The sequence below is a fragment of the Pseudomonas taetrolens genome (assembly GCF_900475285.1).
Lineage (GTDB): Bacteria > Pseudomonadota > Gammaproteobacteria > Pseudomonadales > Pseudomonadaceae > Aquipseudomonas > Aquipseudomonas taetrolens.
Genome location: NZ_LS483370.1, coordinates 3,036,010 through 3,048,331, shown reverse-complemented (window position 1 = coordinate 3,048,331; position 12,322 = coordinate 3,036,010). Strand labels below are relative to the sequence as shown.

General features: G+C 55.4%; 11 protein-coding genes, 1 tRNA gene and 2 pseudogenes. 12 read left to right on the top strand and 2 right to left on the bottom strand.

The annotated features are described in order from the left end of the window. The first annotated feature begins 18 nt into the window (after positions 1 to 18). A tRNA-Pro gene (locus DQN55_RS13940) sits at positions 19 to 95 on the top strand. An 87-nt stretch (positions 96 to 182) separates the two neighbouring features. Here DQN55_RS13940 and DQN55_RS13935 read toward each other — a convergent pair. After that, entirely contained in the window at positions 183 to 1,295 is a 1,113-nt protein-coding gene (locus tag DQN55_RS13935; protein WP_048381834.1) for a phage integrase Arm DNA-binding domain-containing protein, read from the bottom strand. 71 nt (positions 1,296 to 1,366) lie between these two features. Between DQN55_RS13935 and DQN55_RS13930 the strand changes: the two are divergent. From DQN55_RS13930 to DQN55_RS22660, 11 genes and pseudogenes are all read left to right on the top strand, one after another. Then, a pseudogene (locus tag DQN55_RS13930) lies at positions 1,367 to 1,962 on the top strand (phage tail protein); the annotation flags it as partial. Further along, positions 1,937 to 2,641 (top strand): tail protein X, encoded by a 705-nt coding sequence (locus DQN55_RS13925; RefSeq protein ID WP_082150746.1) that lies wholly within the window; start codon positions 1,937 to 1,939, stop codon positions 2,639 to 2,641. The pseudogene DQN55_RS13930 and the gene DQN55_RS13925, both read left to right, overlap by 26 nt. Then, positions 2,638 to 3,156 carry a lysozyme gene (locus tag DQN55_RS13920; protein ID WP_048381836.1) on the top strand — a complete coding sequence of 173 codons (519 nt, stop codon included), beginning with the start codon at positions 2,638 to 2,640 and terminating at the stop codon, positions 3,154 to 3,156. The genes DQN55_RS13925 and DQN55_RS13920 overlap by 4 nt, the downstream gene beginning before the upstream one ends. A 71-nt stretch (positions 3,157 to 3,227) precedes the next feature. Continuing rightward, positions 3,228 to 3,524: pseudogene (locus DQN55_RS13915) on the top strand (transposase); the annotation flags it as partial. Positions 3,525 to 3,852: 328 nt separating this feature from the next. Continuing rightward, complete coding sequence (locus DQN55_RS13910; protein ID WP_048381838.1) at positions 3,853 to 4,377, top strand: fimbrial protein; 525 nt, start codon at positions 3,853 to 3,855, stop codon at positions 4,375 to 4,377. A 213-nt stretch (positions 4,378 to 4,590) separates the two neighbouring features. Further along, positions 4,591 to 5,184, top strand: a complete 594-nt coding sequence (locus tag DQN55_RS13905) for a fimbrial biogenesis chaperone (RefSeq protein ID WP_231995602.1) — start codon at positions 4,591 to 4,593, stop codon at positions 5,182 to 5,184. A gap of 183 nt (positions 5,185 to 5,367) precedes the next feature. Next, positions 5,368 to 7,845, top strand: a complete 2,478-nt coding sequence (locus tag DQN55_RS13900; protein ID WP_231995600.1) for a fimbria/pilus outer membrane usher protein — start codon at positions 5,368 to 5,370, stop codon at positions 7,843 to 7,845. A gap of 127 nt (positions 7,846 to 7,972) precedes the next feature. After that, entirely contained in the window at positions 7,973 to 9,187 is a 1,215-nt protein-coding gene (locus tag DQN55_RS13895; protein ID WP_231995598.1) for a fimbrial protein, read from the top strand. A gap of 77 nt (positions 9,188 to 9,264) precedes the next feature. Further along, positions 9,265 to 9,939 carry a fimbrial biogenesis chaperone gene (locus DQN55_RS13890; protein WP_231995596.1) on the top strand — a complete coding sequence of 225 codons (675 nt, stop codon included), beginning with the start codon at positions 9,265 to 9,267 and terminating at the stop codon, positions 9,937 to 9,939. 143 nt (positions 9,940 to 10,082) lie between these two features. Continuing rightward, positions 10,083 to 10,349 (top strand): hypothetical protein, encoded by a 267-nt coding sequence (locus tag DQN55_RS13885; RefSeq protein WP_048381843.1) that lies wholly within the window; start codon positions 10,083 to 10,085, stop codon positions 10,347 to 10,349. A 40-nt stretch (positions 10,350 to 10,389) separates the two neighbouring features. Continuing rightward, positions 10,390 to 10,476, top strand: a complete 87-nt coding sequence (locus tag DQN55_RS22660; protein ID WP_074703018.1) for a transposase domain-containing protein — start codon at positions 10,390 to 10,392, stop codon at positions 10,474 to 10,476. A 413-nt stretch (positions 10,477 to 10,889) separates the two neighbouring features. On the opposite strand, the gene DQN55_RS13875 is transcribed toward DQN55_RS22660, so the two are convergent. Next, a complete protein-coding gene (locus tag DQN55_RS13875; RefSeq protein WP_048381847.1) occupies positions 10,890 to 12,116 on the bottom strand; it encodes an MFS transporter in 1,227 nt (408 codons plus the stop codon). Between the last annotated feature and the right edge of the window lie 206 nt (positions 12,117 to 12,322).

The following is a 12,322-nucleotide window of genomic DNA, read 5'->3' as shown; positions in this document are numbered from 1 at the left end:
GCAGAGGTAACGCCTAGTCGGGGCGTAGCGCAGTCCGGTAGCGCACTAGCATGGGGTGCTAGGGGTCGAGTGTTCGAATCACTCCGTCCCGACCATATTCTGTGAGGGAATCAAGGGTTTAGGCCTTTGATTCCCTTTCTCGTTTCTGCCTTGCGCAAAACTGGCGCAAAATGGGCGCAAAACTAACCGGTAATTTCGCTGATATTCAGGTCTGGAATCGCATCCGACCAGATCACATCGGCGTGGTCTTTCTGGTAGTTCTTGGTCATGGTCTCGCTGGCATGCCCCGCAATGGTCTGGCCATCTTTACCCGCTCTTTTGTTCAGGTGCAGCGACAGCGCGCGCACTTCGTGAAAGCCCGGCATTTCCTCTTCTTTCCAGTCCGCATAACAGCCAGCAAGTTCCCGCGCCTCTTTAAAAGAACGCGTTAGAAAGCGATCCTCGACCTTCGTCCAGTGCTCTTTGGTTTGCGCCTGCTTCTGCAGCAATCGTTGCGGCTTGCGATGAATCAGGAAGGGTGAGGCGACGTTGTCTCGGCAGCGGGTAATGACTGACTGCAGCTCGTCAGTCACCTTGAAACGAATCCACGCAGTATCACTGGCCTTGGCTGTTTTCTCTTGTACCAGGAACAGGAAACCATCCCGAACGCCATCAAATCGCATGTCCAGAATGTCTGAGCGCCGCTGAGCAGTGATCAGCGCCAAATCGATGGCGTTGCGCAGCCAGGGTGCGGCCACCTCCCTGATCGCCTTCAGGCCTTCCACGGTATGGCGTTTGCGTTGCTTCTTCTCGATACGGTTGATGGTGCTCGATGCCGGGTTGTCCGGGCATAAGCCCTTGGACGCTGCGTGATTGAAAATATCTACCAGCAGAGCACGACTTTGATTGGCGCTCCTTGGGGTCAGTGTGTCCAGCAACTCGGCAACCATACGAATGGTTATTTGATCGACGGCTTTGCCCTCAAAATGCTTTCGGAAGCGTCTGAAGTGAACGGCGTACAGTCCGAGCGTACCCTTGGCCAACTCGCGGGGAGGCAAGATCTCGGCTTCGTATTTATCCAGAAAACCCGCAAACGAGCCCGATGGATTGCCCATGACGGAGCGGACCAGATCGGCGCCTTGCATAAAGGCCAGGTTCAGCTGTTTTGCGGCATCGATTGCCCTGATCCGATCGGTACCGAACTGAAACCACTTACCGTCGCTGGGGCGACGGTAGCGGTAGGTCGAGCGCCGTGGATCAAAGTACAGGTTCTGAGGTAGGTGCTTGTTCGCACTATTGCGTGGCCGTGGTGCCATCAGGCAACTCCTCTTAGCACCATAGCGACCAGGTCGTTGCCGTTAGCTATGTTCAGTGCGTTCCAGTCCACGCCACCCGCGCCGCCGCGCAGATCGAGCAGCGTCTGGAGGTGTTTGGCGAGCAGGCAACCCGGGCCAAAAACGCGATTAACCAGATTGCCGGCAAGATCAATCCCGCGCTGGGTAACATTCTGCCGACCAGCATTTTTGCGACGGATACCACCCCCGCAGTGGAGGCGGTGAAGCCGTTCCCCCACTTGCTAATCATGCAGCCGCATAAGCATGAGGCGCCGCCGTACTACTTCAACCTAGACACGGCGGCCTTCGATGAGTTGAGTCGACAGAGCAGCTTTCGTTGGGCTTCTCAGGAGCGCCTGACGCGTCGGTCGGCGCAGCAGTCGGTGGGCATGGGTGAGGAAAAAATGCCCCTCAAGGGCCGATTTTTCCGGGCCACCGGGGCGGCTTAAAGCTACTGGACACCCTGCGTAGAATTGGTGGCTTGTTGCTGCCGATTGGGCTGACCACAGGTTATGGCCACGTCCTGGGGGACTGGTGTCTGACCTCGATCAGCGAGGATCGAAGCGCCTTACTGCAGGGCGGTATCCCGCGCAAGCAGGGCTTTAGTTTGGAGTTTGTCCGTTATGGCGAAGACCTGCAGAACACTTGATGGCGACAAACTCTACACCATTTGCCACAACGCCTATGGGCACCTCAACGGCAGCGTGGAGGCGGTGCTGGAAGCCAACCCGGGGCTGTCCTCTGAACCCGAGCCGTATCGCGGTGGTGTGCTTATCTTGTTGCCTGACCTGGTGCAAGCCAGCGACAAGCAGGAGGTAACGGATGATCAACGCACAGGGTTCAAGGACGGGCTCGATGGCGAGTACCTGGTGGATTCCCGGGAGCAGGTATTCACCCAGTCAGGTTGGTCGACCACCATCGAGTGCAATGCCGGCAAGAAGGGCAAAGCTAAGGTGCGCGAACTGGGCAACGACCAGTACCTGAGTAAGTACGACACCGGCTTACTCGCCAAGCGTTTGGGGAACACACCAGAGGCTGATGGTGACGGTCAGAAGTATCGCGGACGTGGCCTGATCCAGATCACCGGCCGGGCCAACTACGCCGAGTGTGGCGAAGCCCTGGGCCTTGACCTGGTTAATCACCCCGGGCTGTTGGAGAAACCACAACACGCCAGTATGTCCGCTGCGTGGTTCTGGTTGAGCCGAGGCCTGAGCACCTTGGCCGATGCGGGCAAATTCGACACGATCACTCGGCGCATCAATGGCGGTCAGAACGGCGCAGCGGATCGTCAGGCGCTGTACGCCCGAGCGCTGAAGGTGTTGCCGTGAAGATCGATGCGGTGAAGTGGGGCAGGGTGCTGTTGATCATCCTGGCCCTGATGGCGGGCAGTGCGTCGGCCGCATGGGAGTGGGAGGCCAACGCCTATGGTCAGCAGTTGGCCACCAAGGAAGCTGCCCACCAAACCGAGCGCACCAATCTGGCCAATGCCAACTCTGCACAAATTCTGGCGGAGCAGGGTAAGCGCCTTGCCCTAGAGCAGTGGCTGGCAGCCTGCGACCAATCCCATTATCGAGCCCTGACCGATGAGAGAACGAAACAGACCCGCCTGCGTGATTGCCTTGCTACTGCTGATCTGTGGCTGTCAGGCCAACTCGATACCGCCGGCGCAACTGGTTGTGACGGAGTGCAAGCCACCACCAGCACCGGCGGCGTGGTTCATGATTCCCATAGAGCCCAACTTGACCCAGCGCATGCTCAACGAATTATTGGCGACGGCGATCAAGGACTGATCGCGCTGCAGGCCTGTCAGACCTACGCAAAAGAAGTATCTGACACGAAGTAAAAGGAGCGGCCGAAGCTGGATGCGTCAACATCCAGCCCGGCCACCAAACCCGCAGATCAGTACTACAAGATCCGAAGGGCGAAGGTGGTCGTCCGGTGTATCCGCGGATGGTGATGCTGCGGGCATCATCTGATGCAGAGCTGGTTTGGTTACAGCGATCCGGCGATGGAAGAAGCCCTTTACGTGACCACGATCCTGCGCCAGTTTTCCGGGCGCATCTGGATCGGATTCCCGATGAAACGACGATCCTCAATTTCCACCGTCTGTTGGAAAAACATGAGCTGGCCGGCGGAGTTTTGCAGGTCATCAACGGCTATTTGGGTAACCGTGGCTTGATACTGCGCCAAGGCACCGTGGTCGATGTGACGCCTTGGGCACGGGCTGGTCAGTAGGATGATTTCATTATTACCTGTCCAGACGTGCCTAAATTTGGATTTTTGGCCATGGTTTTGTGAAAAATGCTTTTTTACTGATCCAGATCAATTTTCCTGGTCGTTCAATCAGGCTTAATCGTTTCAGCACTTTTGAAAGTCAGCGAGTTATAGAAGGGTCTTGATGGATGTCCATGATAAGTACCCACATAAAAATGGAATTTATTTTAATCCGATGCTCATAAAAATTGCGCTTAAAAGCAATATCTCCCTTTACTCATGGCGAGTTAAGGAGTTCATCTAAACGTTACATAGGATCTACATCATGAAGCGGACTGTTCTCGTTCTTGCTACTTTCTTCCCAGTAATGGCTTTCGCCGCCTCTCAAAACACCATCACCTTTACAGGTCAGGTTTCAGACCAAACCTGCGAAGTATCCGTTAATGGTAACGCTGCCAATCCGGTCATTCTGATGCCTACCGTCAGCGCCGCCGCGTTGAACGCCGTCGGCAGTACGGCAGGAGAAACCCCGTTCACTATCAGCGTCAGCAACTGTGCTGCGCCCACCTCGACTTTGGCGATCAAAACCGCATTCCTGGGTAATAACGTAACTAGCGCAGGCAACCTCGGGAATGCGGGTACTGCCACGAGTGTACAAGTTCAACTGCTCGATGCTGCTGGTGGTGCCCCAGTTGTACTCAACGGTACTACATCTGTTGCCGGTCTAAGCCTGGACTCTGGCGCCACCAGTGCCAGCCACGACTTCGCCGTTCGCTACATCAGCGAAGCGGGTGCAGCAACCGCCGGTACCGTCTCCGCTACCGCTCAGTACGCTTTGGATTACCTGTAAGTCAATAGCTATCCTGCCGGGCGATACGCCCGGTAGTTCCCCCTCGCAACTTCCATACCCTCTACACATTGTGTGCGGATACCTATGTCTCGCCTTAAAAAAGTCACCCTGGCTCTAGCCCTGACTGTCTGTAGCCTTTTGGCCCATAACGCGATAGCCAGCGTTGTAATGACCGGTACCCGTGTCATCTACCCAGCTCAAGCCCAAGAGAAAATGGTGCAACTGACCAATCAGGATACCCATCCGTACCTGGTTCAGATGTGGGTTGACAGCGACCCCCTCAACACCACGGCGCAATCAGCCAGCGCGCCGTTTATTGCAAATCCTCAGGTTTTTCGCGTAAACCCCAATTCCGGGCAGGTGGTACGCCTGGTATTTACCGGAAAAGACTTGCCGAAAGACCGAGAAACTCTGTTTTACCTCAGCTTTTTGCAGATGCCTGCTATAAAAGCCAGCGAGCTGCAAGCCAACAAATTACTGCTCAGCGTCAATAGCCGAATGAAGCTGTTTTACCGGCCACAAGCGCTGGCCGGTAATCCCGATGAGCTGAGCAAGTCGCTAAGTTTCAAAGCGCAGAACAAGACGCTTGTCGTTAGTAATAACAGTGGCTACTTCGCCACTGTGCGCAGCGCCCAAGTCGTCCGCAACGGAAAATCCTTCCCTCTTAAACAGGCCGTGATGATCCCCCCGCTGAGCCAGCTCGACTGGGCACTGCCCGCCGGTTTTTCGGTGAACGGAGGAGACATTCTGCGCCTGACTCTAGTCAACGATTTCGGTGCTGATGTCACTACCGACTTGCCCCTTTAGTGATCGTTCAGAGTGAGCGTCATGCTTGTGTATCGCATATCAATACTTCAGAAGGATTTTAGAATTTCGACTTTGCTTTGGTTGCGCGATTTCATACGAGTATCTTCGCTCAGCACTATTAGCCTGCTATGTCCTGGCTTTGCTCTGGCTGCCACCTCCGCTTCAATGTCAAACGATCCCTATGTGTTCGATGACAATATGATGTTCGGTAAGGGTTCGCTGTCGCGCTTCAACCGGGTCAACGCCATTGAGCCTGGGCAATACAAAGTTGACCTGTTCATCAATAACCGCTTCGTGGATCGTGTTGACCTGCGCTTTATCGACTTGGGTGACGGTGATGTACAGCCCTGCCTGCCTGCGACTTTGCTTGAAAGCTCCGGCGTACTCAAAAGTGCCATTCATGACAACGACAATAGCCAATGCCTGATCCTGTCAAAAGCTGTAGAAGGGGCATCCACCGCGTTTGATTTTTCTTTATTAAGGCTGGATTTAAGCGTTCCACAAAGCCTGATGCTGAATACCCCACGCGGTTACGTGGCTCCGCAAAATCTGGACGCCGGCAGCACCATCGGTTTCGTCAACTACAGCGCCAGCCAGTACCATGTGACTCGCACTGGAAGCTACAGCAGTAGTTCAGACTCCAGTTATCTGGCTCTCAACAGCGGTTTGAACGTTGGTCTCTGGCGCCTGCGCCAACAAGGTAACCTGCGCTACGACAATGACAACGGTAAACACTGGAACACCACCCGTACCTACGCCCAGCGGGCGTTGCCCGGACTAAAAGGTGACTTGACCGTAGGTCAGGGCTTTACTTCAGGGCGTTTTTTCTCGGGGTTGAGCTACACGGGGATGGAGCTCGCGTCCGATGACCGCATGCTGCCCGAATCAATGCGTGGTTATGCACCGACCGTGCGAGGAATCGCTACAACCAACGCGCAGGTAATCGTCCGCCAGAACGGCAATGATATTTATCAGACCACCGTGGCGCCGGGCCCTTTCGAAATCAACGACCTCTACTCGACCAGTTACAACGGCGACCTGGAAGTGTCTGTGATCGAAGCTGATGGCAGCATCAGCAGTTTCACCGTACCGTTCTCGGCGATTCCGGAGTCGTTGCGGCCGGGCATATCACGTTACAGCGTAGCTCTGGGGCAAAGCCGGGACTTGGGCGACCACGACCCGTTCAGCGAGATAACTTACCAACGCGGCCTGACCAACAGCGTCACCGCCAACAGCGGTTTGCGCATCGCTGAAGGGTATCAAGCGTTCGTGATTGGCGGAGTGTATGCCAGTACTTTCGGCGCGTTCGGTCTGGACACTACCTATTCTCGGGCCGACTTGCCGACTGAAGGTCAGTTGGATGGCTGGATGGCTCGCCTGTCTTATAGCCAGACTTTCCAGCCGACCAACACCACGCTGTCGATCGCCGGTTACCGCTATTCCACCGAAGGTTATCGCGACTTGGGGGATGTGTTCGGAGTGCGTGAGTCGATCCGCAATCACGAAACCTGGGAGTCGACGAGCTTTATGCAACGCTCGCGCTTCGAGGTATCGGTCAACCAAAGCCTTGATGACTTAGGTAGCGTGTTTTTGTCCGGTTCCACTCAGGATTACCGTAATGGCCGCGAGCGCGATACACAGTTACAGTTTGGCTGGGCCAACACCCTGCGCAACAACGTCAGCCTCAACCTTTCGGTATCCCGGCAAAGCACCGGCAGCTATCTCAATCGCCGAAGTGGCAACTACGACGACCAGCTCGGCAATAATGTGCCGAACAACGGCGTGGGCACTACTCGCACGGCTGGCAGTAACGAAACCGTCACCCTACTGTCCGTGTCTTTCCCGCTCGGCAGCCCAGCCCAGCCTAATGTGCCATCACTGAGCAGCTCGGTAACGCATAGCTCGGTCTCCGGCAGCATGTACCAGACATCATTATCCGGGACTCAAGGCACGGACCAATCGTTGAGTTACAGCATGGACGTGTCCCGTGACGCGCAACAAAAACGGAACGTGTGGAGCGGAAGTCTTCAAAAGTACCTTCCCAACGCATCAGTCAGTGCCAGCGCCTCCAAAGGCCAGGACTATTGGCAGGCTTCAGGCAGTGCCCGCGGTGCCCTGGCCATACATGGCGGCGGCGTAACGTTGGGGCCGTACTTGGGCGACACCTTTGCTCTGGTCGAAGCCAAGGGTGCCAGTGGTGCGAAAGTCATGAATGGCATGGGTGCCGAAATCGATAGCCATGGCTATGCCCTGGTGCCGTCACTGACGCCTTACCGTTACAACACCGTGGCCATCAACCCGGAAGGCATGAATGAAAAAACTGAGCTCGATAACGGTCAGCTCCGCGTGGCACCTTATGCCGGAGCGGCAGTCAAGGTGGCGTTCAAAACTCGCGTCGGCAACGCAATTTTGGTCAAGGCCCTGCGCAGTGACGGCGAAGCCGTGCCCATGGGTGCCGACGTACTGGACGACAGCAACAGCATCATAGGCATGGTTGGTCAGGGTAGTCAGGCCTACCTGCGCACCGACAAGCTCAAAGGCACTCTGCGCGTACGCTGGGGTGAAAACCCTAGTGAACAGTGCTCGATGAATTTCGACCTGGCTCACCTGGATGTTAGCCAAGCGTTGATCAAGCTCGACAGCGAGTGCCGTATTCCGTGATCCCTTTTCAGACGACGAGCTACCTATGACTTTCTCTCGGCCATTACTCACTCTGCTGCTGGCCTTCGGCGCGGTTGTTGTTTCTGACGCTCAGGCAACGTGTAAGCGAATCTACAGGGGGACTCAGGTGTTGGACAATAATTCGGCGCAGTTGACCTTCGGCCGGATCAACCTGTCATCCACCTACTTACAACCTGTCGGCACTCCCTTGGGTTCAGTCGTGGTTTCGCCAGCCGCGGCAACCGGGCTGACCAGTGAAACCGTCATGTGGGAGTGCGATCTCAGTGATGCAGACAGCATCTACGAAGTGTTCGCCACCAATGGCGACGACCGTGTGGGGGGGTACTGGGAAATTGGTAATGGCTCTGGTGCAACTATCAATGATGGTCTGCCCGGTTACTATGCCACCTGGTTCCCTTATGTCGGGATCAAGCTGACTCATCTGAATTCGGGGCTGGTGTATTCCCGCTACTGGCAGCAAGCTAAAATTACCGCGTACGACACCGTGGGTACCAAAATCCAGATCAAGGCCAAGCACCTGAGCATGGTTCAAGCCGATCTGGCCCGAGTGTCCAGCCTTCCACCCAGAACCGGCTCGGGCAGTAACTGGTGTACCACCGCCATGGCCCCCTCTGAGGGAGCTGGTACTTATAACTACACTTGCACCCAGCCCAACGGTTATATCCAGTTCCGCGGCGGCGGTATCGCTTCTGATCCGGTAGGCTCTGACTCCAATAAAGCCATCGCTTTCTGGGGGCAGCTTAACGGTGTTGCCTTCGGGATGCGCTCGGCGGCCTCCATCAGCTATACCGCCACTTGCGTGGCTCGTAATGTCACGCCGGTAGTGACCTTTATGCCAATAACCGCCTCGGAGCTTAACCAGGGCATGACTCGCAGTAGTGACTTCACCATAGACCTTGAATGCAGCAACACTACCAGTTCAGGTACCGCCACCAATCAGACTGCGCTGGGTATTCAAGTTGCTCAGAGCGCCTATACACAAGCTCAATCTATGGGCCTCGTTACCAGTGGTGGCGGAGTCACTCATCTGCTATCCAACGGCTATGGTACCGACTCCTCAGTGGCTACCGGGGTCGGTATCAGTCTGCAAAACGCCAGTAACGGCACTGCCATGAACTTTTTGGGGTGGTCGAGCACTGGCACGGGTGCCTCAGGTGGATGGTACCCGGTACTGGCGGGCGCCAGCAGCAGCGGTAGCAATATGTCGGGATACACCACTTACTCGCAAACCATCACTGCAACCCTCAGTGCGCTGCCCGGTTTGACGGCTAAGCCGGGGAAAGTTAACGCGACAGCCTATGTATTGGTGAAAGTGCAATGATCAGGCACAAACTCGCCCCACTGCTGATCTGGGCATTTCTCACTGTGAGTGTGGCTCAAACCGCTCAGGCGGGAGTTATGCCCGAAAAAACCCGTCTGATTTTCGATGAAGGACAATCCCAACGCTCACTGATGCTCGCCAATACCAATGCCTACCCGGTGGTTGTACAAACCTGGGTCGATAACGGCGAGGGTAATCAAGCCCCGGAAAATACCGTATCAACAATGGTCGCCTTACCCTCTGTGTTCCGCCTGCAGCCAGGGGCCTTGCAAGGTTTGCGCATTGTTTATGATGGCAGCTCGTTGCCAAAAGACCGAGAGTCTGTCAGTTGGTTAAACATTTACGAGATTCCGCCTGCCAAAGCCAGCGCGCCTCTGATCGCCACTCAAGTCGCGGTGGCCATGAACACGCAAATGAAAGTTTTTTACCGCCCGGCCAACTTGCCTAGCACGCCTGAACAGATGGCCGCCACGCTGACCTTTAGCCTAAAGCAGCAGAGCGATGGATGGGTACTGATATGTCACAACCCAACGCCGTATCACGCATCGTTCTCTTCACTACGCTTAGTGGCTCAAGGGCACGATCAACCAGTGGCCAAGACACCCGACATGATGACCCCACCTCTCAGTGACAAGGCTTACTCACTGGAAGCATTCCACCTCGGCGGCTCAATCGGACTGGCGGTAAATTACACGCTGATTGATGATAACGGTCACTATCATGATGGTAGCGCAACAGTGCAGGCGCCATAAACCTCGGATCTAGATCCAAACTCCAGTTGTAAACATGTAACTTTGGGTGTTGTTGGTATTCAATGTATGGGTAATTAATTCAAGGCTACTTTTTAATGGGGTCGGTAATCGTTGATACATACCTGCTTATGTAGAACCATCTTATGATGGCTAAAGATTTATTTGTATTTGAAAGTTCGTTCGAGCTACTTAATATACGTACCAAGACCACGTGGTACAGTTTGCTGCTAAATATCCAGCGCGCGCGCAGTGATGCGTTAGCCCATACACATCTTCACACAGGGAAAGGCTTTCTCCAGGCCCTTCGTGACGCAGAGCTGATTGATAATATGAGTGAAGGAGTTATGGGGTTTTACCTGCACCGTGCTTGGATGGGAGCACTCGAGCGCTTGAAAAGTGTGGAGGTCTAATTTTCTCAGGGCATCATGAATTTGATCCAAAACTGCGCGGCTGAATGGACATAATCCATATGCCTATTTGCAGGACGTTCTCACGCGACTCCCAATGTCTGCGGGTTTTTTAATGCCTGCGATTTGATGATCGCTTTCGCAAGTAGCTTCTTTGATCCGTAAATTGGGGGTTCGTTGCGTGGGGGGAGTGCTTCGACTGACCTCATAGGTCAGGTTCCCTGCTTTCGGAAGTGGTCGTTCATGAGCGACTGCTTTTGGCCGAAAGCTGTCCTTTAACGAGGCATGATCGACGACTCAATCATACGAAGCTTGAGAGCGCCGTCAGGTACCAACGATTTGAAGTTGACGATGCCCTGTAAATGGCAGAACGAACCGAGATGTGCCCATGAATAGCTGCGGTCGAAGTCGGACCGTAGCTATTCGCCGTGTTGCAACCAGTCAGCCGGGCAAAATGATCCGACCCTTTTATTTTCCGAGCGCGTTACTGTGGAAAACTCAGGAATGCTCAATAATCAATATCAGCTGTTTAGCCGGATCAGGCTAGCTGGGTTGGGCCGCTAGGCTATTACTGACGTTACGCCCCAGTACAAGCACTATAACAAAACCACAGCCAACCAAAATCGTAGCCAGACTCAACAACACCGAGCTGCCCAGATGATCGACGATCTGCCCGCCGAAGAACGAGCCCAGCGCAATAATTACCTGGAACAAGGCGACAAATAGTGGCATGCCGCGTTCGACATCCTTGGGCGCTACGACAAACATCCAAATGCTGGAGCAGGCCGGGAAGGCGCCGAAGGCAAAGCCCCAGAGCGCGATCAGCATCGCCGCGCCGGTCATGCCGGTGGCGAAATAGGGGAAAAGGGCGGTGCTGCTGCCGATCATCAATGCGACCAGTAACAGGGTGTACCGCACGCTACGGTTGGCGGCGAAACCGGCGAAAATATTACCCATAACCCCTGCCACGCCATAGAGCAGCAGCAGTGAGCCAATAGTCGGCCCATCGAAGCCAGCACTATGTTTAAAGAAGGGGGCAACGTAGGTGTACGCGGCAAAGTGCGCCAGGCCAATCAGCAATACAGCGATCAAGCCAACCCGAGCTTGTGGATTGATAAACAAGGCTGGGAGGTCACTGATGCGAATGGCCTTGTCCGGGTTGAGCCGCGGTAGCAGGAAGATCTGCGCCAGTAGCACTGGTACGCCCACCAGCGCGGTTACCAGGAAGGTCATGCGCCAGCCCATCAGGCCACTCAGCCAAGTACCTACCGGCACGCCCAGTACGGTGGCCAAGGTCACACCGACCATGATGATTGAGGTAGCCTGGGCTACGCCAACTCCCCTGGGGGCCAAGCGGCCGCTGAGGGCAATGGCAGTCGCCCAAAAACCGCCGATACTGATGCCCAGTAGTACGCGACCGAACAGCAGCAGGCTGAAGTCGCTGGCGAAGGCCACCACCGAGTTGGCGATGATCATCAGCAGCGTAAGGCCGATAAGCAGATAGCGACGGTCGGAGGCACCAATGCCCACAGACAGCAAGGGGGCGGCGAGGGCAGCCGCTATGCCGGGCAGGGTAACCATCAGACCGGCGTGGCCTGCACTGATACCGAGGTCGCTGGCGACATCGTTGAGTACGCCCACCGGGAGAAACTCGCTGGTAACCAAGGCGAAGGCACCCACGGCGACTGAGAGAATCGCCAGCCACTGCTGTTTGACACTCTGTTGATTATGTTCGGGTAGGCCGTGATGGGCCGGGCTGGCGCTTGGCATAGTGCTGGGTTCCAAGGAGGAGTGTCGCCTGAGGACAGGCGGGGGAAGCGGGGAGAAATCGGAGGCGATTATATGGGCCAGTTTGGCAACCAAACAGGCGGGCCTTTCGATAGTAATCATCAGCGCAATCGATGAGCGGCCCTGAAGAGAGCGCTATCTTTTGGCCGTTTTCTGCCTGTGGTGGCCGGCTGAAAACGACCCAAAGC